A 25,041-nucleotide genomic window follows, 5' to 3' on the forward strand; every position below is an offset into this window, starting at 1 on the left:
CCCAACCCTGAATCCCCATTCCCTGAAATGACCTCCATTCAGCCGGGCTTTGTGCTGACCCGCCACAGCCGGGATCGCCACGGCCACATCGACATTCACTACTGGTTGTGCACGCCCCGAGGGCCGGTGCGGCTGACCGTGCGCGGCGAGCGCGCCCTGTTGATGGTGCCGGTGGCCGATAGGGCACGGGTGGAGAGGGTGCTGGCGGGGCTGGCGTGTGACTGGACCGAGCCCGGCCTGCACAGCTTTGCCCACCAGCCCCTGGCGGTGCTCTATTTCGCCACCATGGCGGAACAGCTGCAGGCGCTGCAGCGCCTGCAGGCCGAGGGCGTGGAAGTGCTGGAGCACGACTTTCGGCCCCACGAGCGTTATCTCATCAGCCGCTTTATTCGCGGCAGCGTCGAATTTACCGGCATGGCGCGACCCCAAGCCGGCTTCATGCAGGTGGACGATGCCCGACTGCGCCGCGGCCAGTGGCAGCCGCAGTTTCGCGTGCTATCGCTGGACATTGAATGCTCGGGCCAGGGGGAGCTGTATTCCATCGGCCTGTTTGGTTCGAAGCTCGCCCGTGTGATCATGATAGGGTCGCCCGAACCCGCCGCCACCGACATACGCTGGGTGAAGGATGAGCCGGCGCTGCTGCACGCCCTTGAAGACGAGCTGGCGCGCTATGATCCCGACATTTTGATCGGCTGGAATCTGGTGGCCTTTGATCTGCGGCTGATCCTGAAGCGGGCGGCGCTGCACGGCATCAGGTTGCGGCTGGGCCGGGGCGGCGAGGGGGCCTTTTTGCGTGAACGGGCCCACACCGAGCAGGTGTTTGTGACCCTGCCGGGCAGAGTGGCCATCGACGGCATCGATGCCCTCAAGACCGCCTGCTACCAGTTCGACAGTTTCAGCCTGGAGTCGGTGGCTCAGGCCTTGCTGGGGCGGGGCAAACAGACGGAAGACGTGGCCAACCGGCTGGCCACCATCATGCGTGACTTTCGCCACAACAAGCCGAAGCTGGCCGCCTACAACCTGGAAGACTGCCGGCTGGTGTGGGACATTTTCGCCCACACTCAAGTGCTCGACTTTCTGCGCCTGCGCAGCCAGCTTACCGGGCTGGAGCTGGATCGCATCGGTGGCTCGGTGGCGGCCTTTGTGCAGGTGTATCTGCCGCACCTGCACCGGGCGGGTTTTGCCGCTCCCAACCTGCCTCCCGGCGGGGGGCTGGCCAGTCCCGGCGGCTATGTGATGAACTCCCGGCCGGGGCTCTACCGCCACGTGCTGGTGCTGGACTTCAAGAGCCTGTATCCGTCGATTATTCGTACTTTTCGCATCGATCCCCTGGGGCTGGTGCTCGGGCTGAAGGAAAACGATGCCATTCCCGGCTTTCGGGGCGCGCGTTTCTCCCGTACCCATCACTTTCTGCCCGATATCATTGCTGGACTCTGGCGCGAGCGGGATCAGGCCAAGCGGGAGCAGGACGAACCGCGCTCCCAGGCCATCAAGATCCTGATGAACTCCTTTTACGGCGTGCTCGGCTCCGGCGGCTGCCGCTTTTACGACACGCGGCTGGCGTCTTCCATTACCCTGCGCGGTCACGACATCATGCAACAAAGCGCCCGGCGCATTGAAGCCGAAGGCCACGAGGTGATTTACGGCGACACCGACTCGGTGTTCGTGCTGCTGAACGGCGAGCACGACGAGGCCTCGGGCAGCCGGGAAGGGCAGCGGCTGGCGGCCTTGATCAACGATCACTGGCGTGAGCATTTACAGGCCGAGCTGGCGTTGGAGAGCTTTCTTGAGCTGCAATTTGAGAGCTATTTTGCCCGTTTTCTGATGCCCACCATACGCGGCCGGGAAGAGGGCTCCAAAAAGCGCTATGCCGGGCTGAAGCTGCAACAGGGGGAGGCACAGTTGGTGTTCAAGGGGCTGGAAACCGTGCGCTCCGACTGGACACCCCTGGCGCGGGCCTTTCAGACCGAGCTGTACCGGCTGGTGTTTGATGATAAAGACCCGAGTGACTTTGTGCTGACCACCCTGGCACAAACCCTTGGTGGCGAGCGGGACGCGGAGCTGGTGTACCGCAAGCGGCTGCGCCGGCCCCTGGCCCAGTATGTGAAATCCCAGCCGCCCCAGGTGCGGGCGGCGCGACTGGCGGACGAGCACAACGCCCGCCTGGGTCGGCCGCTGCGTTACCAGCGTCGGGGCGTCATTGACTATGTGATCACGGTAAACGGGCCGGAGCCGGTGGAATACCGCCAGTCGGCCATGGATTATCAGCATTACGTAGACAAGCAGCTCAGGCCGGTGGCGGATGCCATTTTGCCCTTTGTGGGTCTGTCCTTTGAGGGGATCACCAGCCAGCAACTGGGATTGTTTTAAAGAGGAATGGAAGTGGCGGCGCCGGTTGTTACTCCCGCGAAGGCGGGAGTCCAGCGCACACGCATTTCACTTGGCGGACATGACGATGCTTAGTGCCGATGTGTGTCGTCGGATTTAGTGTCGTCCTTGTCTTCGGGCTTGTATTGGCCCGGGGGCACGCCCCAGTCGTCCTTGCCGTCATCCCAGCGACGCAGCTTCATCTTGTCGCGATTTTTCTGCACGTTCTTTTCTATGTGCTTGGTGTCCTTGAGGGCGCTGACGAACAGGCCAACCAGAAACAGCAGGGGCAGGGCAATCCAGAGCCAGGCGCTCATGGTGTTTTCCTCATCGGTGAATATAGCGGGCGAAAATGTCGTCCATCATGTTAAGGATATGCGTTTTTCCGGCCACCGGCCGGGCGGCAATGGCGTCGGCCACCAGGGCTGGGGTCAGTTGTCGTTCGCACTCCTGAGAGAGCGGCCGGTAGCTCAGGTGCCAGGGCTCGGCCCCCACACCGGCGGCCACCGCATAGGGCAGGTAAAAGCCAAAACGCTCCATGTTGGCCGCCAGCCATTGGCTTAACGGGTAAAAATACCCGCCCTGCTCATATTCCCAGGGCTCAAGCTGCAGCTTGCCACCGGTGGGCAAAAGCCTGGGATCATAGATATCGAGATCCGTGCCCCAGTGGTGACGGCTGGTGCCGGGCAGGGCACTCCAGCGCAAAATGGCGTGAATGCGTTCGGGCTCGCTCAGGGCGAGCGCGTCCAGCGGCTGGCTGTGGGCATCCAGCAACGGCCGGCTGCCCTCGAACTTGCCGTTCCAGATCGCCAACTGGCGATCAAAGCCACGAAAACTGGACGCCGGTGCCAGCATAAAGCCGGCACCGGCGGCCGCCGCCTGCAGGGCCACGAAAGCGTCTCTGGCCTCGGCCTGCAGCCGGTGGCCCGGCTCGGCAAGTTGCACAAGATGCCCTTCATTCAGGCCCAGCAGGCAGTCGACTCTCATGCCAGCAGTCGCTCCAGAATGCCTTCGTACATGTCGGTGAGCTGCTCCAGATCGGCCATTTTCACGCATTCGTTCAGCTTGTGAATGGTGGCATTGACCGGACCCAGCTCAATCACCTGGGCGCCGGTCTGGGCGATAAAGCGGCCATCGGAGGTACCGCCGGTGGTCAGCAACGCCGGCTCCTGATGGCGTACCGCCTGCACTGCACCCACGGTGGCGGTGAGCAGATCGCCGGTGTCGGTGAGGAAGGGCTTGCCGTTCAGCAGCCAGTCGATGTGGTAGTCCAGACCGTGGGCGTCGAGAATGCTGTGCACGCGGGCCTTGATCTTGTCCTCGTCGAGCTCGGTGCTGAAGCGGAAGTTGAACTGCACCTTCATTTCGCCCGGAATCACGTTGGAAGCGCCGGTGCCGGCGTGAATGTTGGCAATCTGAAAGCTGGTGGGCGGAAAATAATCGTTGCCCTTGTCCCACTCGATGGCGGCCAGCTCGGCCAGGGCCGGAGACGCCTTGTGCACCGGGTTGTCGGCCAGGTGCGGATAAGCCACATGGCCCTGCACGCCCTTGACGGTGAGATCGCCGGTGAGGGAGCCGCGACGGCCGTTCTTGACCACGTCGCCCACCTCATGGGTGGAGGAGGGTTCGCCCACCAGGCACCAGGTGATCTTTTCGTTACGGGCTTCCAGGGTGTCCACCACGCGGGTGGTGCCGTTGATGAAAGGGCCTTCCTCGTCGCTGGTGATCAGAAAGGCGATGGAGCCCTTGTGATCGGGAAAGCGGGCCACGAAGCGCTCGGTGGCCACCACCATGGCGGCGAGCGAACCTTTCATGTCGGCGGCGCCGCGACCGTGCAGATAGCCTTCAATTTCGGTGGCTTCAAAGGGCGGCGTGTGCCACTGATCCAGCGGGCCGGGGGGCACCACATCGGTGTGGCCGGCAAAGCAGAACAGCGGGCCCTCGGTGCCGCGGCGGGCCCAGAGATTGGTGGTGTCTTCAAACACCATGGTTTCCAGATTGAAACCCAGTGCGGCCAGCCGCTCCCCCATCAGCTCCTGGCAGCCTTCGTCTTCGGGAGTGACCGAAGGGCGGTTAATCAGCTCACGGGTGAGCGCCAGCACGGCAGAGTCAGTCATGTGTTTCCTTAACATTTATTGATTGAACAGGCGGGCATAGTGCTCCGGCTTGAAGCCCAGATGCAGTTCGCCGTCGAGGTCCAGCAACGGCCGCTTGATCATGGCCGGGTGGGCCTGCAGCAGGGCGGCGGCGCTCTCCGGCCCCAGGGCGGCCTTGTCGGCATCACTGAGGGCGCGGTAGGTGGTGCCCCGCTTGTTGAGCAGCTGTTCCCAGCCCAGCAGCTCCAGCCAGTGGGCCAGTTGCTCGGGGTCGAGGCCGTCGGCGCGGTGATCCACAAAGCGGTAGTCAACGCCCGCCTGCTCCAGCCACTTGCGGGCCTTTTTGATGGTGTCGCAGTTTTTGATGCCGTAAAGGGTAACGGTCATTGTGCAGCTCGTTAAAGAGGGTGGCCGGAATTTTGTCATTTAACCTTCGGGGCTGCAACCGGCCGTGCCGGCGGGGTAAAATAGGCTGGCGCATTAGGGCGGCTTTGGGTAGTGTTAGCCCTTTGAATTCCCGTCGTGGCCGCATTTGGCGCTGTTTTAAGCAGCCCACCTTCAGGCGGCCTTTTATCTGGTTGGCCCTCAACGAAAGAGAAAAAGGGGAAAGGCTTGGAACTCAAGGAATACTGGAGCGACAGCTATCACTCCAGCGATTTTAAATTGACCCGCATCGGCCTGGTGGCCATTCGTTTTCGCTGGCTGGTGGCCTTGCTGATCATCGGTATTGCCGGCTGGATTGCCGTGGACTGGTGGGTGCTGGACCCGGCCCATTTCAAGCTTATCTGGAAAATGCGCCTGATCACCGGCGCCATGCTCACCCCGCTGTTGCCCCTCAGTTACCTGTGCAAGCTCAACCGGCGCTGGATGATAGCCTCCCTGTATTTTCTGATCGGGGTATTGCTTACCTTTAACCTGGTGGGGTTGTGGAGCTTTCGCGACGGCACGCCCATTCCCATCGGCTATATCGCCTTTCCCTATTTTCTGCTGGCGTTGCTAAGCGTGTTGCCGCTGCCGGTAAAATCCGGGCTTCGCGTGGCCGTGGTGATCACCCTGTGTGTGCTGGGTACCGACTACTGGCTGAATCCCGACAGCCTGCACGGCGGCGCCCTGCTGGACCGACTGTGGCTGCTCATCTGTTTTTCCCTGGCCATGCTCTGGGTTCAGGCCGGGCAGTTGCGCATGCTGCTGGATCTGTACCGGGAGTCTACCCGGGATCCGCTTACCCGGCTGATGAACCGCCGCTTGTTTATGCGTCAGCTTGAGCTGCAGCGCAGCGAAGGCGGCCAGCGGCCCTTTACCCTGATCCTGTTCGATCTGGACAGGTTCAAGCGCATCAATGACGAGCACGGCCACCTGATGGGGGACGAGGTATTGGTGCGGGTGGCCAATACCCTGGGCGATATTTTCGGCCCCGACGCCATCGTGGCCCGCTACGGCGGAGAGGAATTCATCGTGTTGCTGCCCGCGACCTCCCTGGAGCAGGGCCTGCGCCAGGCCGAGACCCTGCGCCTGGCGGTGGAATCCCAGCCGGTGGAAAACCCGCTAGGGGAAGGCGAAATCACCGTGACCCTGAGCGCCGGTGTGGTGGAAGGGAGTCATGACAGTGACCTGCACAGCCTGCTCAACCAGGCCGATGAGGCGCTGTATGACGCCAAGCGCAATGGCCGCAACTGCGTCCAGGCGGCGGCCTGAGCAATAAGCCGCCGCGACGGTGGTTTGTGACCGGGGCTTGGCTTATACTGCTCGCCAAGCCCCCGAATACCAACTTCACATCATGACTTTCCTGCGGAAAAATAACTAAGCGAGATGTCTATGCCCCAAGACCATCAGGACAAACGTGCCCTATACATTCCCTATGCCGGCCCCGCGCTGCTTGAAACGCCCTTGCTGAACAAGGGCAGCGCGTTTAACAAGGAAGAACGGCTTGCATTTAACCTGGACGGTCTACTGCCCCACAACATTGAAACCATTGAAGAGCAGGTCGAGCGGGCCTACAAGCAGTACTGCGGGTTTCAGAACAATCTCGACAAGCATATCTACCTGCGCAACATTCAGGACACCAACGAAACCCTGTTCTACCGCCTGGTGGAAGATCACCTCACCGAGATGATGCCCATCATCTATACCCCCACCGTGGGCCAGGCCTGTGAGGAGTTCTCCAACATCTACCGCCGCGCCCGGGGCCTGTTTATCTCTTATGCCGATAAAGACCATATCGACGATATTCTGCAAAACGCCACCAAGCGTAACGTCAAGGTGATCGTGGTCACCGACGGCGAGCGTATTCTGGGTCTGGGTGACCAGGGTATCGGCGGCATGGGCATTCCCATCGGTAAGTTGTCACTGTATGTGGCCTGTGGCGGTATCTCTCCGGCCTATACCCTGCCGGTGGTGCTGGATCCGGGTACCAACAACCCGCAGTTGCTGAAGGATCCCATGTACATGGGCTGGCGCAACCCGCGGGTCACCGGCGAGGAATACGAAGAGTTCGTGGACGCCTTTATTCAGGCGGTGAAGCGCCGCTGGCCCAATGTGCTGCTGCAGTTTGAAGACTTTGCCCAGAAGAACGCCATGCCGGTGCTGAACCGCTACAAGGACGAACTGTGCTGCTTCAACGATGACATTCAGGGCACCGCCGCCGTTACCCTGGGTTCGCTGATCGCCGCCTGTCAGGCCAGCGGTAGCAAGCTGTCCGAGAAAAAGGTGGCCTTCCTCGGTGCCGGCTCTGCCGGCTGCGGCATTGCCGAGCAAATCGTGGCGCAGATGAAGGCCGAAGGCCTGAGCGACGCCAAGGCTCGGGAGCGGGTATTCATGGTGGACCGCTTTGGCCTGCTCACCGACAACATGCCCAACCTGGTGGACTTTCAGCGCCCCCTGGCCCAGTCCCTGGAAAACCTGCAGGACTGGGACGTGGCCGGTGACAACATCTCCCTGCTGGAGGTGATGCAAAACGCCAAGCCCGACATTCTGATCGGCGTGTCCGGCCAGCCGGGTCTGTTCACCAAGGAAGTGATCCAGACCATGCACGCCCACTGCGAGCGGCCCATCGTGTTCCCGCTGTCCAACCCCACTTCCCGGGTGGAAGCCACGCCGGAAGACATCATCAACTGGACCGACGGCAAGGCGCTGGTCGCTACCGGCAGTCCCTTTGCGCCGGTGGAGTACAAGGGCACCCTGTATGAAATTGCCCAGTGCAACAACTCCTACATTTTCCCTGGCATCGGCCTGGGTGTGCTGGCCTGTGGCGCCAAGCGCGTCACCGACGCCATGCTGATGGCATCCAGCCGCGCCCTGGCGGCCTGTTCTCCGCTGGCCAAGGATGGGGAAGGGGCGCTGTTGCCGCCGCTGTCTGAAATTCAGCAAGTCAGCCGTCATATCGCCAAAATGGTGGCCAAGACCGCTCAGCTGCAGGGCCAGGCGCTGCAGACCTCGGATGCGGTGCTGGACAAGGCCATTGATGACAACTACTGGACACCGGAATACCGCAAGTATCGTCGCGTGTCATTCTAAGCACTGGTAACGGTTTCCAAAGGCATGCTTCGGCATGCCTTTTTTGTTTGGTTGGCTATCGCCTTGGGCGCGAGGTGAATGCCACGTTTTCTCTCTATACTGGGGATTAGCCCGGTAATCTAAATCAACCGACTGTTTTCGTTTGGAATTTTTCCATGGCACCACCGGCCTGGTGAGTGCCGCCGGGCGCCGCCAGGTGTTCAAGGAGGAATGCATGACCATTATTCACCCCCTGCTCGTGTTGTTGCTGGCTGCCCTGTGCGGGCCTGCCCATGCCGCCGATGTGCCCATCGGCGTGACCCTGGCCGACACCCAGCGGCTGGTGCGGGGCAACGGCACCGAGCCGGCGTCCCTGGACCCGCACAAGGTGGAAGGGGTGCCCGAAGGCAATGTGCTGCGGGATCTGTTTGAAGGCCTGGTGAACTCGGGCCCTCAGGGGGAAGTGGTGCCGGGGGTGGCCGAGCGCTGGGAAACCAAAGACAACCTGGTGTATGTGTTTCATCTGCGCAAGGATGCCAGGTGGTCCAATGGTGATTTGGTCACCGCCGCCGACTTTGTGTACGCCTTTCGGCGGGCGGTGGATCCCGCCACCGCCTCGCCCTATTCCTGGTATCTGGAAAAGGCCACCATTCAACAGGCCACCGAGGTGGTCAACGGCCGGCTGCCGCCCGAGGAGCTGGGCGTCAAGGCGCTCAACGAGCACACCCTGGAAATCACCCTGGCCAGTCCGGTGCCCTATTTTGTGTCCATGCTGTCGCTGGCGCCCACCTACCCGGTGCACAGGGGCACGCTGGAGCAACACGGCGACACCTGGACCCGGGTTGGGAATATGGTTTCCAACGGCGCCTACCGACTGAGCAACTGGGTGGTCAACGAACGCATTGAGCTGAAGCGCAATCCCCATTACTGGAACGACGAGCATACGGTGCTGGATGAGGTCGCCTACTTGCCCATAGCGTCACAGAATGCCGAAATGAACCGGTTTTTGTCCGGCGAGCTGGACATGACCTACGACATTCCCCTGGAGCATTTCAAGCGGCTGCGGCAGGAGCGCCCGGACGCCATTCGCGTGGGCGGTTATGTGGGCACCTATTACTATATTTTCAACACGAGAAAGCCGCCCTTTAATGATGCCCGCATACGCAAGGCCCTGTCCTATGCCATCGACCGTGACATTATTGCCGGCAAGGTGATGGGACAGGGTGAACTTCCGGCCTATACCCTGGCGCCCAGGGTGGTGGATGGCTTTACCCCGCCGGCCCTGGACTGGGCCGGCTGGAGCCAGACGGAGCGGAATGAACGGGCCCGGTCGCTGATCGAGCAGGCCGGTTATGGCAGGGGCAACCCCCTGCGTTTTGAGCTGCTGTACAACACCAGTGAAAACCACCGCAAGGTGGCCGTGGCCATTGCGTCCATGTGGAAGAAACACCTGGGGGTGGAAGTGGAGCTGGTCAATCAGGAATGGAAAACCTACCTCGACACCAAGACGCAAGGGAACTTCGATGTGGCCCGGGCCGGCTGGATTGCCGACTATAACGAGGCCTCCAGCATGCTGGATCTGATGCAGAGCAGTCATGGCAACAACGACGGAAAATACAGCAACCCCGGCTTTGACCGGCTTATGTCCCGGTCACGGCTGGCCACCGACGTACAGGCCCGCAATGACCTCTATGCCCGGGCCGAGGAAATGCTGGCGGTGGACATGCCTCTTGCGCCCATCTACCAGTACGTCAAGGCGCGGCTGGTGCAGCCCCGGGTGGGCGGTTACCCCAATAACCCCCTCGACAATATCTATAGCAAGGACATGTACATCAAGGCCGAATAGGGCCCGTTTGAGCGGGGCAGGGGGTGGCCTGCCGGTAAATACGTCCGGCTGAAACCGGACCCTAAGGGGATAGCAAGTCATCGGCAGACATAGGGGCGCCATGTTTACATTCATAATCAAAAGACTACTGGAAGCCATTCCCACCCTGCTGGTGCTGATCACCCTGTCGTTTTTCATGATGCGCTTTGCCCCCGGCAATCCCTTCAGCACCGAGCGCGCACTGCCTCCCGAGATCATGGCCAACATCGAGGCCAAATACGGCTTTGACAAGCCGGTGCTGGAGCAGTATTTCACCTACCTCGGCAACCTGGCCCGAGGGGATCTCGGCCCCTCGTTCAAGTACCGGGATTTCACCGTGAACGAGCTGGTGGCCCAGGCGCTGCCGGTGTCGGCCCGCATCGGCCTGTTTGCCTTTACCTGGGCCGTGCTGCTGGGCGTGGCTGTGGGCATGGTGGCGGCGCTTAAACAAAACAGCCTGATGGACCATATGGTGATGTCCGGCGCCATGCTGGGGGTGGTGATTCCGTCCTTTGTACTGGCGCCGTTGCTGATCCTGGTGTTCGCCATCTGGCTGCAATGGTTGCCCGCCGGGGGCTGGCAGAACGGGGGTTGGCAATATCTGTTGCTACCGGTCACCGCCATGATGATGCACTACATCGCCACCATTGCCCGCATCATGCGCGGCGCCATGATCGAAGTGCTGAATGCCCCCTTTATTCGCACCGCCAGGGCCAAGGGGCTGCCCATGGCGCGTATTGTGTTGCGCCATGCCCTGCGTCCGGCGCTGCTGCCGGTGGTGTCTTACCTGGGACCGGCCTTTGTGGGCATCATTACCGGCTCCGTGGTCATCGAGACCATCTTTGGCCTGCCTGGCATCGGCCAGTTGTTCGTCAACGGGGCGCTGAACCGTGACTACTCCATGGTGCTGGGGCTCACCATACTGGTGGGTGCGCTCACCATTACCTTTAATGCGGTGGTCGACATTCTCTATGCCCTGATCGATCCCAAAATCCGTTATTGAGGCGCGCATGATGACAACCCGGGACAAGGCCGCGGCGGTGGCCCAGTTTGCCGGCGAACTGGAAGTGCAGGGCCGCTCGCTATGGGGCGACGCCCGGCGGCGTTTCTTTCGCAACCGGGCGGCCCTGGCCAGCATGCTGATCCTGCTGCTGATGGCCCTGCTGGTGCTGGTGGGGCCCGCGCTGTCGCGCTACAGCCTGGACGAGCCCGACTGGGGCGCCATGATGGCGGCGCCGGCGCTGGCCGGCGGCCATTATTTCGGTACCGACTCCCTGGGCCGGGATCTGTTTGTGCGCACCCTGATCGGCGGGCGTATCTCGCTGATGGTGGGGTTGCTCGGTGCCTTGGTGGCGGTGGTGATCGGCACCCTGTACGGCGCCATCGCCGGCTTTATGGGTGGACGCACCGACAGGGTGATGATGCGTATACTGGAAATCCTCTATGCCTTTCCCTTCATGTTTTTCGTGATCCTGCTGGTGACCTTCTTTGGTCGCAATATCGGCCTGATTTTCTTTGCCATCGGCGCGGTGAGCTGGCTCGACATGGCGCGCATCGTGCGCGGTCAGACCCTGAGCCTGAAGGGCAGAGAGTTTATCGAGGCGGCCGAGGTGTGCGGCGTCAGCCGGCTGCGCATTATCACTCGTCATATCGTGCCCAATGTGCTCGGCATTGTGGTGGTGTATGCCACCCTGCTGGTGCCGGGCATGATTTTGTTTGAGTCTTTTCTCAGCTTTCTCGGCCTGGGGGTACAGGAGCCCATGACCAGCTGGGGGGCGCTGCTGGACGAGGGGGCCAAATCGATGGAAGTGGCCCCCTGGCAGCTGTTGTTTCCCGCCGGCTTTATGGTGGTGACCCTGTTTTGTTTCAACTTTCTCGGGGACGGCCTGCGGGACGCCCTGGATCCGCGGGACCGCTGATGGAAACGAACATGGCGTTGTTAAAGGTCGATGGCCTCAGGGTGGCGTTCACCACTCATGAAGGACAAGTGGTGGCGGTCGACGAGCTGAGCTTTACCCTTAACGCCGGCGAGACCCTGGGGCTGGTGGGCGAGTCGGGCTCGGGCAAGAGCCAGACGGCCTTTGCCATCATGGGCCTGCTGGCCAAAAATGGCCGCGCCACGGGCAGCCTGCGCTACCGGGGCAGGGAGCTGCTGGGCCTGCCGGAGCGAAAGCTCAATTGCATTCGTGCCCAAGAGGTCGCCATGATTTTTCAGGATCCCATGACCTCCCTCAACCCTTATATGAAAGTGGGCGAGCAGCTGACGGAGGTACTGGCGCTGCACAAGGGCATGGGTCGCCAGGATGCCGTGAATGAGTCGGTGCGCATGCTTGAAGCGGTACAAATTCCCGAGGCGCGGGATCGCATGAATCGCTACCCCCACGAATTCTCCGGCGGCATGCGCCAGCGGGTGATGATCGCCATGGCGCTGCTGTGCCGGCCCAGTCTGCTGATTGCCGACGAGCCCACCACCGCCCTGGACGTGACCGTGCAGGCCCAGATCATGAGCCTGCTCAACGAGCTGAAAACCGAGTTCGGCACCGCCATCATGCTGATCACCCACGATCTGGGGGTGGTGGCCGGCAGTTGTGATCGAGTGCTGGTGATGTATGCCGGCCGCACCATGGAAACCGCCCCGGTGCGCAGCCTCTTTTACCATCCTGCCCATCCTTATACTCAGGGGTTGTTGCGGGCGGTTTCCCGGCTCGACACCGATGCCGAAAAGCTGGTCACCATTGCCGGTGATCCGCCCAGCCTGCTGCACCGACCGACGGGCTGCCCCTTTCAGCAGCGCTGCCCCCATGTGTTTGCGCGTTGCCGGGAGCAGGTGCCGCCGCTCAGGGACGTGGGCATGGGCCGGCGCAGCGCCTGCTTTCTGGATATTTCCCATGACTGAGCCGTGGCTGTGCGTCGACGACCTGCGAGTGCACTTTTCCGTGCGCCCCAGGCACGCCTGGCCCTGGCAGCCGGCAGCTGTATTGAGGGCGGTGGACGGGGTCAGCTTCACCCTGGCGCCGGGGGAAACCTTAGGGATAGTGGGGGAGTCGGGCTGCGGCAAGTCCACCCTGGCCCGGGCGATTATCGGCCTGGTGCCCGCCACCGCTGGCAGCGTGGCCTGGCGGGGCAGGGCGCTTGGCGGGCTGGCGGCCAGAGAGTGGCGCGCGCTGCGCCGGGACGTGCAGATGATTTTTCAGGATCCGCTGGCCTCGCTCAATCCACGCATGACGGTGGGTGACATTATCGCCGAACCCCTCGTTACCTTTGAACCGCATCAGGGCAGGGTCGAAGTGCGCCGGCGGGTAGCAGCCATGATGGAGCGGGTGGGCTTGTTGCCCAGCCTGGTCAACCGCTACCCCCACGAGTTTTCCGGGGGCCAGTGCCAGCGGATTGGCATTGCCCGGGCGCTGATTTTAAAGCCAAAGCTGATTATTTGTGACGAGCCGGTGTCGGCGCTGGATGTGTCGGTGCAGGCCCAGGTGATCAATCTGCTGAAAGACTTGCAGCGGGAAATGGGCCTGGCGCTAATCTTTATTGCCCACGATCTGTCGGTGGTACGCCATATCTCGAATCGAGTGCTGGTGATGTATCTGGGCCACGGGGTGGAGCTGGCCGACAAGCATGCCCTCTACCACCACCCGAAACACCCTTACACGCAAGCCTTGCTCAGTGCCGTGCCCATTCCCGACCCGGACGCGGAGCGGGGCAAGCGCGTGCAACTGCTCGAGGGTGAGCCGCCGTCTCCCCTGAGCCCGCCCTCGGGGTGCGTGTTTCGCACCCGCTGCCCGCTGGCCGATCAGGGGTGCGCGCGAGCCATGCCCGAGATGAAAGGCCCGGTTGCTCACCAAGTGGCCTGTTTCAAGGTGGAATAAGGCCACAATTTGCCGGTTAGCCTTGAAAACCGGCATTTTAGCCCCATATCCTGCCCGTCGGTACGCCATCGTCCCTCGACGCTTGGAAAGCGCGCCGTTATAATGCCGCGTCTGTATTTTAGCGAAGACATCGTCTTCACCAGGATTCAAGGAGCAGCCCGGGCTGTTTCAAACATCACAGGGTCAGCACCGCCGTGCTGAAGAAAATTGAGGTAAAAGAATGCAAGTTTCTGTAGAGACGACCCAGGGCCTGGAGCGCCGCCTGACCATCACTGTTCCCGCCGAGCAGGTTACCGGTGAAGTGAACAGCCGCCTGCGTCAGCTGGCCAAAACCCGCCGTATCGACGGCTTTCGTCCTGGCAAGGCCCCGCTGACCGTTATCAAGAAAATGTTCGGTGCGTCCGTCGAAGCCGACGTGGCCGGCGAGCTGATGCAGCGCAACTTCTTTGAAGCCGTGATGAGCGAAAAGCTCAACCCGGCCGGCATGCCCGCCATGGAGCCGACCCCCATCAAGGCCGGCGAAGACTTCACCTTTACCGCCACCTTTGAAGTATATCCGGAAGTGGAAGTGAAAGGTTTGGACGCGGTCTCCGTTGAAAAGCCGCAGGCCGAAGTCACCGACGCCGATCTGGACAACATGATCGACACCCTGCGCAAGCAGCATGCCGACTGGACTGAAGCCGACCGCGCCGCCGAAGACGGCGACCGGGTGACCATGAACTTCGTGGGCTCCGTAGACGGCGAAGAGTTCGAAGGCGGCAAGGCCGAAGACTTCGTGCTGGTACTGGGCTCCGGCCGCATGATTCCGGGCTTTGAAGACGGCCTGCTGGGCAAGAAGGCCGGTGACGAGTTCACCATCGAAGTGACCTTCCCCGAGGAATACCACGCCGAAAACCTGAAGGGCAAGCCCGCTAGCTTCGCCATCACCCTGACCAAGGTGGAAGCCCAGCAGCTGCCCGAGCTGACCGAAGAGTTCGTCAAGCGCTTCGGCATCGCCGATGGCACCGTAGACGGCCTGAAGGCCGAGGTGCGCAAGAACATGGAACGCGAGCTGGCCCAGGCCCTGAAAGCTTCCGTGAAGGAGCAGGTGATCGACGGTCTGCTGGAGCAGAACGAAATCGACGTACCCCAGTCCCTGATCGACGGCGAAGTGGACACCCTGCGCAAGCAGGCGCTGCAGCGCTTTGGCGGTATGGACGCCAAAAACGCCCCGCAACTGCCGGCCGAGCTGTTCAAGGATCAGGCCGAGCGTCGTGTACGCGTGGGCCTGCTGCTGGGTGAGCTGATCAAGACCAACGAAATCAAGGCCGACGACGCCAAGGTTCAGGAAATCATCGCTTCCATGGCTTCCGCCTACGAAGATCCGACCGAAGTGGTAGCCTACTACAACGACAACCCTCAGCTGCTGGAAAACGTGCGCAGCCTGGCCGTTGAAGATCAGGCCGTTGAGTTCGTGCTGTCTCAGGCCAAGGTGACCGACAAGCAGGTTTCTTTTGACGACGTGATGAACAAGCCGGGCGTTGGCGCTTAAGATCATTTGACTTAAGCATCAAGCTCTTGCGTATAATGGCCCCAGTGTATGTGCACTCGGGCCATTTTGTTTTAGGGACAAGAATCTTATGTCAGACAACCAGAATCCGATGATGGACGGACCCCTGGCCGCCCTGATCCCCATGGTGGTGGAGCAGACGGCCAAGGGCGAGCGTTCCTACGATATCTACTCGCGCCTGCTGAAGGAGCGGGTGATCTTCCTCACCGGCCAGGTTGAAGACCACATGGCCAACCTGATCTGCGCCCAGTTGCTGTTCCTGGAGTCGGAGAACCCGGAAAAGGACATTTACCTCTATATCAACTCGCCGGGCGGCTCGGTGACCGCGGGTATGTCCATCTATGACACCATGCAGTTCATCAAGCCGGACGTCAGTACGGTGTGCATGGGTCAGGCCTGCTCCATGGGTGCCTTCCTGCTTGCCGGCGGTGCGCCGGGCAAGCGTTTTGCCCTGCCCAACAGCCGGGTGATGATTCACCAGCCTCTGGGCGGCTTTCAGGGGCAGGCGTCGGACATTCAGATCCACGCCAAGGAAATTCTCTATATCAAGGAAAAGCTCAACCGCCTGTTGGCCGAGCACACCGGCCAGGATCTGGCGGTGGTCGAGCGCGATACCGACCGCGACAACTTCATGTCGGCGGTTCAGGCCAAAGAATACGGCCTGGTTGACGAGGTGCTTCTCAAGCGCGACTGAGCAAAGCGGGGCGGGGTGCTGTACACTGTGCAGTAGAGCCGACAGGGCTGAGCCCCGCGCTGTATCCACAAGAGGTGACTGAATGACAGACAAACGCAAGGGCGAAGGGGATGGCGGCAAACTGCTGTACTGTTCCTTTTGCGGTAAGAGCCAACACGAAGTACGCAAGCTGATCGCCGGCCCTTCCGTCTACATTTGTGACGAATGTGTTGAACTGTGCGAAGACATTATTCGTGAAGAGATCAAGGATATTTCGCCCAAGCGTGACGGCGACGCCCTGCCCACGCCCCACGAGATCCGTGCCCATCTGGATGATTATGTCATCGGTCAGGACCACGCCAAAAAGGTATTGGCGGTGGCGGTTTACAACCACTACAAGCGACTGCGCAATGCCGGCTCCACCGACGGGGTAGAACTGGGCAAGTCCAACATTCTGCTGATCGGCCCCACCGGCTCGGGTAAAACCCTGCTGGCCGAGACCCTGGCCAGGCTGCTGGATGTGCCCTTTACCATGGCGGACGCCACTACCCTGACCGAGGCCGGTTATGTGGGTGAAGACGTCGAAAACATCATTCAGAAGCTGCTGCAGAAGTGTGATTACGACGTGGAAAAGGCCCAGCGCGGTATCGTCTATATCGACGAAATCGACAAGATTTCCCGCAAGTCCGATAACCCCTCCATTACCCGGGACGTGTCGGGCGAGGGTGTACAGCAGGCGCTGCTCAAGCTGATTGAAGGCACGGTGGCCTCGGTGCCGCCTCAAGGGGGGCGCAAGCATCCCCAGCAGGAGTTTCTGCAGGTAGACACTTCCAAGATCCTGTTTATCTGTGGTGGTGCCTTTGCCGGCCTCGACAAGGTGATTGAACAGCGCATGGACCACGGCACCGGCATCGGCTTTGGCGCCGAGGTCAAGGCCAAGGATCAGAAGGCTTCCCTGAGTGACATATTCACTCGCGTGGAGCCGGAAGATCTGGTCAAGTACGGCCTGATCCCCGAGTTCATCGGTCGTCTGCCGGTGGTGGCAACCCTGACCGAGCTCGACGAAGACGCCCTGGTGCAGATTCTGTCCGAGCCCAAGAACGCCCTCACCAAGCAGTATGGTGCCCTGTTCGCGCTGGAAGACGTTGAGCTGGAGTTCCGTGACGACGCCCTGCGCTCCATCGCCCGCAAGGCCATGGAACGCAAAACCGGTGCCCGGGGCCTGCGCTCCATTGTGGAGGCTGTGTTGCTCGACACCATGTATGATCTGCCGTCCATGGACGACGTGTCCAAGGTGGTGATCGACGAAACCGTGATCAAGGGTGAATCCGACCCCATTCTCATTTATGAGAAGGGTGAGGCTCAGGCCGCTTCCGGCGACTGACCGCGGCTTTTTTGAGCTGATATAAGGGGCTTTATGCCCCTTTTTTCGTTTTTGCCGCCGTAGCGATTGAATCTTGCGATCCCGCCCCCATATACTCCCCCAAGCGCTTATAAATTGCATTCAAGCCGAGAGGACATTATGACCCTAGAGCGTTCCGAACGCATCGAAACTCCCGTCCTGCCTCTCCGTGACGTGGTGGTTTACCCCCATATGGTGATCCCGTTGTTCGTGGGCCGGGAAAAATCCATTCGCTGCCTGGAAGCGGCCATGGAGCAGGACAAGAAGGTACTGCTGATAGCTCAGAAAGATGCGTCCACCGACGATCCCGGTGTGGATGATGTCTACCAGGTCGGCACCGTGGCCAATGTGTTGCAGATGCTCAAACTGCCCGACGGCACTGTCAAGGTACTGGTGGAAGGCGCCCAGCGCGCCCGTCTGGAACAGCTGCGCGAAGAGGACGGCTACTTCGTGGCCGAGGCCCAGTACCTGGCCACTCAGGCCCTGGACGAGCGTGAGCAGGAAGTGCTGGTGCGCTCTGCCATTACCCAGTTTGAAGGCTACATCAAGCTCAACAAGAAGATTCCGCCCGAGGTGCTGACCTCGCTCACCGCCATTGAAGACGCCGCCCGCCTGGCCGACACCATGGCCGCCCACATGCCGTTGAAGCTGGAAGACAAGCAGAAGGTGCTGGAGATCGCGGACGTGGGCGAACGCCTCGAGTACCTGATGGCGATGATGGAAGCGGAAATGGATCTGCTGCAGGTGGAGCGCCGCATTCGCGCCCGGGTCAAGAAGCAGATGGAAAAGAGCCAGCGCGAGTACTACCTGAATGAGCAGATGAAGGCCATTCAGAAGGAACTTGGCGAGCTGGACGACGTGCCCGACGAATTCGAGGCGCTGCAACAGAAAATCGACGACGCCGGCATGACCGACGAAGCCAAGCAAAAGGCCGAGGCGGAGCTGGCCAAGCTCAAGATGATGTCGCCCATGTCGGCGGAGGCCACCGTGGTACGTGGCTACATCGACTGGATGGTGTCGGTGCCCTGGAAGAAAAAGTCCAAGGTGAAAAAAGACCTGGCCAAGGCCGAAGAAGTGCTCGACGCCGATCACTACGGCCTGGAAAAGGTCAAGGAACGCATTATCGAGTACCTGGCGGTGCAGAGCCGTACCAGCAAGCTCAAGGGCCCGATTTTGTGCCTGGTGGGACCGCCCGGCGTGGGCAAGACCTCCCTGGGTCAGTCCGTGGCCAAGGCCACCGGCCGCAAGTATGTGCGTATGGCCCTGGGTGGCGTGCGCGACGAAGCCGAAATTCGGGGTCATCGCCGCACTTATATCGGCTCCATGCCCGGCAAGCTGATCCAGAAGATGGCCAAGGTAGGGGTGCGCAACCCGCTGTTCCTGCTGGATGAAATCGACAAGATGTCGTCCGACATGCGCGGCGATCCGGCCTCGGCGCTGCTTGAGGTACTGGATCCGGAGCAGAACCACAGCTTTAACGATCACTACCTGGAAGTGGATTACGATCTGTCCGACGTTATGTTTGTGGCCACCTCCAACTCCATGCACATTCCCGGCCCGCTTCTGGACCGCATGGAAGTGATTCGGCTGTCGGGTTACACCGAAGACGAAAAGCTTAACATTGCCCGTCGCCACCTGCTGGCCAAACAGATCAGCCGTAATGGCCTGAAGGAAAGCGAAGTGGTGGTGGAAGACTCCGCCATTATCGGCATTATTCGCTACTACACCCGGGAAGCCGGGGTGCGCAGCCTGGAGCGGGAAATTTCCAAGCTGTGCCGTAAGGCGGTGAAGGAAATTCTGCTCAACAAGGATATCAAGCAGGTCGTTATCAATGGTGACAACCTGAAGAAGTATCTGGGCGTGGCCCGCTTTGACTACGGCAAGGCGGAAGAGAGCAACCAGATTGGTCAGGTGACCGGCTTGGCCTGGACCGAAGTGGGCGGCGATCTGCTGACCATTGAAGTGGCCAACGTACCGGGCAAGGGCAAGCTCAGCTATACCGGCTCTCTGGGCGACGTGATGCAGGAGTCCATTCAGGCGGCGATGACGGTGGTACGCTCCCGTGCCGAGAAATGGCGCATCAATGCCGACTTCTACGAAAAACGTGACATTCACGTGCACGTGCCCGAAGGCGCCACCCCCAAGGATGGCCCCAGTGCCGGTATCGCCATGTGTACCGCCCTGGTGTCCAGCCTGACCGGCAACCCGGTGCGGGCCGATGTGGCCATGACCGGCGAGATCACCCTGCGCGGCGAAGTGCTGCCCATTGGTGGCCTCAAGGAAAAACTGCTGGCGGCTCACCGGGGCGGCATCAAGCGGGTGGTGATTCCGGCGGAGAACGAGCGCGATCTGGAGGAAATTCCGGAAAACGTCAAGGGCGACCTGGAAATTCACCCGGTGCGCTGGGTGGACGATGTGCTGGAGCTGGCGCTGGAACAACCGCCTGAAGGCTTTGCGGTGGCGTCGGCCTGAGCTTTTTGACGACAGGCCGCGGTTTGAGGCTTGTCAGCGGCCAAGACTCGCAGTAGCCTTGGATTGCTTTGTGGCGGCCCTCAACACGGAATGATGCCAGCCCGCCGATGATGGGTTGTGCGCCGAGGGCGTCAATAACAACGATCAGGGTTGTGTCATCCGACCAACACCAAAAATGACAAGGGGAATGACAGTGAATAAATCTCAACTGATTGACAGAATCGCCGATGGCGCCGACATCACCAAGGCATCTGCCGGCCGCGCGCTGGACGCCTTCGTGGAAGCGGTGACCGAGACCCTGAAAGACGGTGACTCTGTCTCTCTGGTCGGCTTTGGCACCTTTGAAGTGCGTGAGCGCGCCGCCCGTACCGGCCGCAACCCGCAAACCGGCGCTGCCATTGAAATCGCCGCCGCCAAAACCCCGGCATTCAAGGCCGGCAAGGCACTGAAAGACGCCGTTAACTGAACACAGTGCGCCGGTTCCTGAAGAGCCGACGGGTCTGAATCCGAAAGGCGCATCCGGTGGTGCGCTTTTTTTCTTTCGGAAATGGCGGCGGTGCCGTCCACGGGAGCAACAACAACTTATGTTTTTCGACAAATTGAGAGAGGGTGCCCAGGGTACCACCTCCAAGATCATTCTGGGGGCCATCATACTGTCCTTCGCCCTGGCCGGGGTGGGCAGCTATGTGACGCGTCCGGTGCAGGAAGCGGCCGCCGTGGTCAACGGTGATGAAATTCCTGCCCAGACCCTGGAAAACGCCTACCGCAACGAACGGGCCCGTCTGGAAAGCCAGCTGGGTGAACAGCTCAGCCAGCTGCTGGCCGATCCTGCCTATGTGGAGCAGCTGCGCCGCTCGGTGCTGGAGCAGCTGGTGGAACAGCGACTGATCGATCAGAAAATTGCCGAGCTGGGCCTGCGCGCCAGCGATGAGCAGGTGCGCAACGCCATTCGTGCCCTGCCGGAGTTTCAGGTAGACGGCAAGTTCGACAACGACCGTTACCTGCAACTGCTGAGCCGCAACAACCTGAGCCCGGAGCAACTGCGTGACAGCATTCGCCAGGATCTGAACCGCCAGATGCTGCTGAATGCCGTGGTGGGCTCCTCGTTTTCCTTGGAAAGCGAGGCCGGCCTGCTGGATCGGCTGAGCCGTCAGCAGCGCAGTGCCGAGCTGGTGCGCCTGCCGTTGGCACAGTTTGAAGCCAACGCCGAGATCAGCGATGAAGATGCCGAGGCCTGGTATCAGGCGCACCCCGAGCAGTTCCAGCGCCCCGAGCAGGTGAAGCTTAACTATGTGCTGCTGGATGCCGGCAATGTGTCTGCCGGGGATATCGACGAGCAGGCCATTGAAGACTATTACCGTGCCAACCAGGCCAGTTACTCCCGTCCCGAACAGCGCCGGGTGGCCCATATCATGGTGGCCAAGGATGATGACGCCGAGCAGAAGATTACCGCCCTTGCCGAACGCCTGGCCGCCGGTGAGGACTTTGCCGAACTGGCCCGTACCGAGTCGGAAGACGTGTTCTCCGGCGAAAACGGTGGCGAGCTGGAGTGGATGGAAGCCGGCACCCTGGATCCCGCCTTTGACGAAGCCGCCTTTGCCCTGAACGACGAAGGCGAAGTGTCTGCTGTGGTGGAAAGCGACTTTGGCCTGCACCTGATCAAGCTGCTGGAAGTTCGACCGGCGCAAACCCGCCCGCTGGAAGACGTGCGTGACGCCATTGCCGAGCGCCTGGCCGCCGAGCAGGCCAGCGACGATTTCTATAATCGTGAGCAGCGGCTGGCGGAGCTGGCCTTTGAGTTTCCGGACTCCCTCGACATGGTCGCTCAGGAGCTGGGGCTGGAAGTGCGCTCTACCGACTTTATCTCTGCCGCCGCGGCGCCCGCCGAGCTGCAGGATCCGCGTGTGCTCACCGAGGCATTCTCAAGCCGCCTGCGGGAGCAGGGCATGAACTCGGATTTGATTGAGCTCGACGACAACACCGCCCTGGTGCTGCGGGTGCTGGATTATCAGTCCGCCGCCGTGCGTGACTTCGATGAGGTCAAAGATCAGGCTCGCGCCCTGGCGCTGAAAGACAAGGCCGCCGAACTGGCCGCCGAGGCCGCCGAGGCGCTGCAACAGCGCTGGGCCGAGGGTGACATCGACGCCTGGCTGGACGAGCAGGGGCTGGAGCGGACCGAACTGGCCGCTCTGACCCGGGAAAGCCCCCAGCCGCCAGCCCTGCTGAACGCCCTGTTCGCCATGCCGGCACCGGAGAAGGCGCCTTCGCTGACCAGCCTGACCCTGGCCGACGGCGATCAGGCGGTGCTGCGCCTGACCGAGGTGGTGACCCCCGAGCAGCCTTCCGAGCAACTGGCACAAATTCGTCAGGGCCAGGGCCGGGTACAGGGACAGCGGGATTACCAGAGCCTGATCAGCGCCCTGCGGGCCGCTGCCGACATTGAATATCGTCAGCTGCCGAGCGAAGACGACGGCGTGTTCTGAACCTTGGTGGCAGAATCAACCATGACAACGGGCGCTTCGGCGCCCGTTTTTTTGGCCTGTTGTATCGATTCCGTTCTGCTTTGCCTTGCGCTTTGCCTGCACCGAGTTGCCAAGCCGCGTTGGATTTGATACTAAGGTATGTTCGCGCGGGCGGGGCAAGGTTGCCGGCCCGCGCTTTTCCATATGATGCGAAGCGTGGGTAATTGATATATGCTAAGCAGGCCACAGCAGTCGGAGAACAACTTTGATAAACGTATTCCTGGTTGATGACCATGAGTTAGTGCGCACAGGGATCCGACGCATACTGGAAGATATTAAGGGAATGAAAGTGACGGGCGAGGCCAAGAGCGGTGAGGAAGCCGTGCAATGGTGTCGTGAACATCATCCAGATGTCATTCTGATGGACATGAACATGCCCGGCATTGGTGGACTGGAAGCCACCCGCAAAATTTTGCGTTTCAATCCCGACGTCAAGATCATCGTACTGACGGTGCATACCGAAAATCCCTTTCCTACCAAGGTGATGCAGGCGGGAGCGTCAGGCTACCTGACCAAGGGCGCCGGGCCGGAGGAAATGATCAACGCCATTCGCCTGGTGCACAGCGGTCAGCGTTACCTGTCGCCGGAAATTGCCCAGCGCATGGCCCTGAGCCAGTTTTCCAACGAGGAAAACCCGTTCAAGGAGTTGTCTGAGCGCGAGCTGCAGATCATGCTGATGATCACGCGGGGGCAGCGGGTAACCGACATTTCCGAGCAGCTTAACCTGAGTCCGAAAACCGTGAACAGCTACCGCTACCGCCTGTTCAGTAAACTGAACATTAACGGTGATGTGGAGCTGACGCACCTGGCCATTCGCTACGGCATGCTCGACGCGGAAAAGATCTGAGCCAGGGCTCAGGTAGTGCTATGAGTCAGCCGTTTGATGCCAGGGCCTTTCTCAAGGTCGTGACCGAGCAACCCGGCGTCTACATGATGTATGACGCCGGGGGCGAGGTAATCTATGTGGGCAAGGCCAAAAACCTCAGGAAACGGCTTTCCTCCTATTTTCGCGCCAGCGTCAGTGGCGAGAAGACCCGAGCCCTGGTGCGCCAGATTGCCGATGTGCAGGTGACGGTGACCCACACCGAAACCGAAGCGCTGATCCTGGAGCACAACCTGATCAAGCAGCACCTGCCCAAATACAACGTGCTGCTGCGGGACGACAAGTCCTATCCCTATATTCTTATCTCCGATCACACTCATCCACGCATCAACATTCACCGTGGCGCCCGCAAGAAACGGGGCGAGTATTTCGGCCCATATCCCAACGGTAATTCGGTGCGTGAAAGCCTGCATCTGATGCAGAAGCTGTTTCCGGTGCGTCAGTGCGAAGACAGTGTCTATGCCAATCGCAGCCGCCCCTGCCTGCTGTATCAGCTCAAGCGCTGTGCCGGCCCCTGCGTAAAGGGGCTGATCAGCGACGAAGAATATGCTCATCAGGTGCAACTGGCCCGGTTGTTTCTCCAGGGCAAGAACCAGCAGGTGCTGACCGACCTGGCCGACAGCATGGAGCTGGCCAGCCGCGAGCTGCGCTTTGAAGATGCGGCGCGCTTTCGTGATCAGCTGCAGGCCCTGCGCCGAGTGCAGGAGCAGCAGTTTGTCAGCGGCAATGTGCTCGACAACCTCGACGTGATTGGCCTGGCCGCCGAGCGCAGCCAGGCCTGTGTGCAGGTGCTGTTTATTCGCCAGGGCAAGGTGCTGGGCGGGCGCAGCTATTTTCCGCGCATGGCCCCCGACACCGATTCGGAAGAGATCCTGCAAAGCTTTGTGCTGCAGTTTTACCTCTCTGGCGTCAATGGCCGGGAAGCCCCCGCCGAGGTGCTGCTGGATCGCTCCCTGGCCGATGAGGAGCCGATCAGCGAGACCCTGAGCCAGCACTATGGCCGCCGAGTGCGGCTGCGCAGCGCCGTGCGCGGTGAGCGGGCCCGTTTTGTCAAGCTGGCCCGTACCAATGCGGAAACCGCCCTGGCCAGCCGGCTGGCTCACCGCAGCACCCAGCGGCAACGACTGGCTCAGTTACAGGAAGTGCTGGGGCTGGCCGACATCGCGCGTATGGAGTGCTTTGATATCTCCCACACCATGGGCGAGAAAACCGTGGCGTCGTGTGTGGTGTTTGATCAGGATGGCCCACGCAAGAGCGATTATCGCCGGTTCAATATCAGTGGCATCACTCCCGGGGATGACTACGCCGCCATGGAGCAGGCCCTGAGCCGACGCTTTGATGGCGCCGATCCCGATACCCTGCCAGATGTGTTGTTTATCGACGGCGGCCTGGGCCAGCTCAGCAAGGCCGAGGCGGTGGTGGGGCTGGCGCTGGCCGACAGCCCGAAACAGCCGCTGCTGGTGGGGGTGGCCAAGGGCGTGACCCGCAAGCCCGGGTTGGAAACGCTGATCATGGGCACCAGCCACGAAGAGCGGCATTTGCCTGCCGATTTGCCGGCACTGCACCTGATCCAGCATATTCGCGACGAATCGCACCGTTTTGCCATTACCGGCCATCGGGCCCAGCGGGGCAAGGCACGCACCACCAGCAGCCTGGAGTCCATTCCCGGTGTCGGTGCCAAGCGCCGGCAGGCGTTGCTGAAATACCTGGGTGGCTTGCAGGAAGTAAAGCGCGCCAGCGTGGATGAGCTGGTCAAGGTACCCGGTATCAGCCGCGCGCTGGCAGAAAAGATTCACGATGCGTTGCATCACTGAGTGTCATCATGCACCATGTAACGGCATAGTCCCATGGT

At 61.0% G+C, this 25,041-nt stretch carries 20 protein-coding genes; 16 read left to right on the forward strand and 4 right to left on the reverse strand.

The window, feature by feature from the left end:
• The first annotated feature begins 27 nt into the window (after positions 1–27).
• Positions 28–2,370 carry a DNA polymerase II gene (locus tag B6S08_RS01695; RefSeq protein WP_094199055.1) on the forward strand — a complete coding sequence of 781 codons (2,343 nt, stop codon included), beginning with the start codon at positions 28–30 and terminating at the stop codon, positions 2,368–2,370.
• 89 nt (positions 2,371–2,459) lie between these two features.
• Here the strand turns inward: B6S08_RS01695 and B6S08_RS01700 are convergent, their stop codons facing one another.
• Genes B6S08_RS01700 through B6S08_RS01715 form a run of 4 tightly spaced genes read right to left on the reverse strand, consistent with a single transcriptional unit; the run spans position 2,460 to position 4,850 of the window.
• Entirely contained in the window at positions 2,460–2,684 is a 225-nt protein-coding gene (locus tag B6S08_RS01700) for a hypothetical protein (RefSeq protein WP_094199056.1), read from the reverse strand.
• A 10-nt stretch (positions 2,685–2,694) separates the two neighbouring features.
• Positions 2,695–3,354: a M15 family metallopeptidase gene (locus B6S08_RS01705; RefSeq protein WP_094199057.1), complete on the reverse strand. Its 660-nt coding sequence runs from the start codon at positions 3,352–3,354 to the stop codon at positions 2,695–2,697.
• Entirely contained in the window at positions 3,351–4,484 is a 1,134-nt protein-coding gene (gene dapE / locus B6S08_RS01710; protein ID WP_094199058.1) for a succinyl-diaminopimelate desuccinylase, read from the reverse strand. Before dapE ends, B6S08_RS01705 begins: the two co-directional genes overlap by 4 nt.
• Before the next feature lie 15 nt (positions 4,485–4,499).
• A complete protein-coding gene (locus B6S08_RS01715; RefSeq protein WP_094199059.1) occupies positions 4,500–4,850 on the reverse strand; it encodes an ArsC family reductase in 351 nt (116 codons plus the stop codon).
• A 225-nt stretch (positions 4,851–5,075) separates the two neighbouring features.
• On the opposite strand from B6S08_RS01715, the gene B6S08_RS01720 reads away from it, so the two are divergent.
• The 15 genes from B6S08_RS01720 to uvrC all read left to right on the forward strand — a co-directional run bounded on the left by B6S08_RS01720 (position 5,076) and on the right by uvrC (position 25,003).
• Complete coding sequence (locus tag B6S08_RS01720; protein WP_094199060.1) at positions 5,076–6,158, forward strand: GGDEF domain-containing protein; 1,083 nt, start codon at positions 5,076–5,078, stop codon at positions 6,156–6,158.
• A gap of 120 nt (positions 6,159–6,278) precedes the next feature.
• Positions 6,279–7,976, forward strand: coding sequence for an NAD-dependent malic enzyme (locus B6S08_RS01725; protein WP_094199061.1), 1,698 nt, complete (start codon positions 6,279–6,281; stop codon positions 7,974–7,976).
• A 214-nt stretch (positions 7,977–8,190) separates the two neighbouring features.
• Complete coding sequence (locus B6S08_RS01730; protein WP_094200507.1) at positions 8,191–9,801, forward strand: ABC transporter substrate-binding protein; 1,611 nt, start codon at positions 8,191–8,193, stop codon at positions 9,799–9,801.
• Positions 9,802–9,901: 100 nt separating this feature from the next.
• On the forward strand, positions 9,902–10,822 hold the full coding sequence (gene oppB / locus B6S08_RS01735) for an oligopeptide ABC transporter permease OppB (RefSeq protein ID WP_094199062.1): 921 nt from the start codon (positions 9,902–9,904) through the stop codon (positions 10,820–10,822).
• Between the two features lie 7 nt (positions 10,823–10,829).
• The gene (gene oppC / locus B6S08_RS01740; protein ID WP_094199063.1) at positions 10,830–11,738 is read left to right on the forward strand and encodes an oligopeptide ABC transporter permease OppC; all 909 of its coding nucleotides are present in this window, start codon (positions 10,830–10,832) and stop codon (positions 11,736–11,738) included.
• 11 nt (positions 11,739–11,749) lie between these two features.
• Positions 11,750–12,715 (forward strand): oligopeptide/dipeptide ABC transporter ATP-binding protein, encoded by a 966-nt coding sequence (locus B6S08_RS01745; RefSeq protein ID WP_094199064.1) that lies wholly within the window; start codon positions 11,750–11,752, stop codon positions 12,713–12,715.
• Positions 12,708–13,688 carry a murein tripeptide/oligopeptide ABC transporter ATP binding protein OppF gene (oppF, locus tag B6S08_RS01750; RefSeq protein ID WP_094199065.1) on the forward strand — a complete coding sequence of 327 codons (981 nt, stop codon included), beginning with the start codon at positions 12,708–12,710 and terminating at the stop codon, positions 13,686–13,688. Before B6S08_RS01745 ends, oppF begins: the two co-directional genes overlap by 8 nt.
• A 220-nt stretch (positions 13,689–13,908) precedes the next feature.
• Positions 13,909–15,219, forward strand: coding sequence for a trigger factor (tig, locus tag B6S08_RS01755; RefSeq protein WP_094199066.1), 1,311 nt, complete (start codon positions 13,909–13,911; stop codon positions 15,217–15,219).
• A gap of 88 nt (positions 15,220–15,307) precedes the next feature.
• On the forward strand, positions 15,308–15,931 hold the full coding sequence (clpP, locus tag B6S08_RS01760; protein WP_094199067.1) for an ATP-dependent Clp endopeptidase proteolytic subunit ClpP: 624 nt from the start codon (positions 15,308–15,310) through the stop codon (positions 15,929–15,931).
• Positions 15,932–16,013: 82 nt separating this feature from the next.
• A complete protein-coding gene (gene clpX, locus B6S08_RS01765; protein ID WP_094199068.1) occupies positions 16,014–17,294 on the forward strand; it encodes an ATP-dependent protease ATP-binding subunit ClpX in 1,281 nt (426 codons plus the stop codon).
• A 138-nt stretch (positions 17,295–17,432) separates the two neighbouring features.
• Positions 17,433–19,784 carry an endopeptidase La gene (gene lon, locus B6S08_RS01770; RefSeq protein ID WP_094199069.1) on the forward strand — a complete coding sequence of 784 codons (2,352 nt, stop codon included), beginning with the start codon at positions 17,433–17,435 and terminating at the stop codon, positions 19,782–19,784.
• A 175-nt stretch (positions 19,785–19,959) separates the two neighbouring features.
• On the forward strand, positions 19,960–20,250 hold the full coding sequence (locus B6S08_RS01775) for an HU family DNA-binding protein (RefSeq protein WP_165662602.1): 291 nt from the start codon (positions 19,960–19,962) through the stop codon (positions 20,248–20,250).
• 118 nt (positions 20,251–20,368) lie between these two features.
• The gene (locus B6S08_RS01780) at positions 20,369–22,267 is read left to right on the forward strand and encodes a SurA N-terminal domain-containing protein (protein WP_094199070.1); all 1,899 of its coding nucleotides are present in this window, start codon (positions 20,369–20,371) and stop codon (positions 22,265–22,267) included.
• Positions 22,268–22,511: 244 nt separating this feature from the next.
• On the forward strand, positions 22,512–23,153 hold the full coding sequence (gene uvrY, locus B6S08_RS01785) for a UvrY/SirA/GacA family response regulator transcription factor (protein ID WP_094199071.1): 642 nt from the start codon (positions 22,512–22,514) through the stop codon (positions 23,151–23,153).
• Between the two features lie 20 nt (positions 23,154–23,173).
• Positions 23,174–25,003, forward strand: a complete 1,830-nt coding sequence (gene uvrC, locus B6S08_RS01790) for an excinuclease ABC subunit UvrC (protein ID WP_094199072.1) — start codon at positions 23,174–23,176, stop codon at positions 25,001–25,003.
• The last annotated feature ends 38 nt before the right edge of the window (positions 25,004–25,041 follow it).

The organism is Oceanimonas doudoroffii, from assembly GCF_002242685.1.
Taxonomy (GTDB): domain Bacteria; phylum Pseudomonadota; class Gammaproteobacteria; order Enterobacterales; family Aeromonadaceae; genus Oceanimonas; species Oceanimonas doudoroffii.

What these genes read in the sequence shown, in the direction of transcription:
- B6S08_RS01695 (WP_094199055.1), top strand. Translation starts at nt 28, where the DNA reads ATGACCTCCATTCAGCCGGGCTTTGTGCTGACCCGCCACAGCCGGGAT.
- B6S08_RS01700 (WP_094199056.1), bottom strand. Translation starts at nt 2,684, where the DNA reads ATGAGCGCCTGGCTCTGGATTGCCCTGCCCCTGCTGTTTCTGGTTGGC.
- B6S08_RS01705 (WP_094199057.1), bottom strand. Translation starts at nt 3,354, where the DNA reads ATGAGAGTCGACTGCCTGCTGGGCCTGAATGAAGGGCATCTTGTGCAA.
- dapE (WP_094199058.1), bottom strand. Translation starts at nt 4,484, where the DNA reads ATGACTGACTCTGCCGTGCTGGCGCTCACCCGTGAGCTGATTAACCGC.
- B6S08_RS01715 (WP_094199059.1), bottom strand. Translation starts at nt 4,850, where the DNA reads ATGACCGTTACCCTTTACGGCATCAAAAACTGCGACACCATCAAAAAG.
- B6S08_RS01725 (WP_094199061.1), top strand. Translation starts at nt 6,279, where the DNA reads ATGCCCCAAGACCATCAGGACAAACGTGCCCTATACATTCCCTATGCC.
- B6S08_RS01730 (WP_094200507.1), top strand. Translation starts at nt 8,191, where the DNA reads ATGACCATTATTCACCCCCTGCTCGTGTTGTTGCTGGCTGCCCTGTGC.
- oppB (WP_094199062.1), top strand. Translation starts at nt 9,902, where the DNA reads ATGTTTACATTCATAATCAAAAGACTACTGGAAGCCATTCCCACCCTG.
- oppC (WP_094199063.1), top strand. Translation starts at nt 10,830, where the DNA reads ATGATGACAACCCGGGACAAGGCCGCGGCGGTGGCCCAGTTTGCCGGC.
- B6S08_RS01745 (WP_094199064.1), top strand. Translation starts at nt 11,750, where the DNA reads ATGGCGTTGTTAAAGGTCGATGGCCTCAGGGTGGCGTTCACCACTCAT.
- oppF (WP_094199065.1), top strand. Translation starts at nt 12,708, where the DNA reads ATGACTGAGCCGTGGCTGTGCGTCGACGACCTGCGAGTGCACTTTTCC.
- tig (WP_094199066.1), top strand. Translation starts at nt 13,909, where the DNA reads ATGCAAGTTTCTGTAGAGACGACCCAGGGCCTGGAGCGCCGCCTGACC.
- clpP (WP_094199067.1), top strand. Translation starts at nt 15,308, where the DNA reads ATGTCAGACAACCAGAATCCGATGATGGACGGACCCCTGGCCGCCCTG.
- clpX (WP_094199068.1), top strand. Translation starts at nt 16,014, where the DNA reads ATGACAGACAAACGCAAGGGCGAAGGGGATGGCGGCAAACTGCTGTAC.
- lon (WP_094199069.1), top strand. Translation starts at nt 17,433, where the DNA reads ATGACCCTAGAGCGTTCCGAACGCATCGAAACTCCCGTCCTGCCTCTC.
- B6S08_RS01775 (WP_165662602.1), top strand. Translation starts at nt 19,960, where the DNA reads ATGACAAGGGGAATGACAGTGAATAAATCTCAACTGATTGACAGAATC.
- B6S08_RS01780 (WP_094199070.1), top strand. Translation starts at nt 20,369, where the DNA reads ATGTTTTTCGACAAATTGAGAGAGGGTGCCCAGGGTACCACCTCCAAG.
- uvrC (WP_094199072.1), top strand. Translation starts at nt 23,174, where the DNA reads ATGAGTCAGCCGTTTGATGCCAGGGCCTTTCTCAAGGTCGTGACCGAG.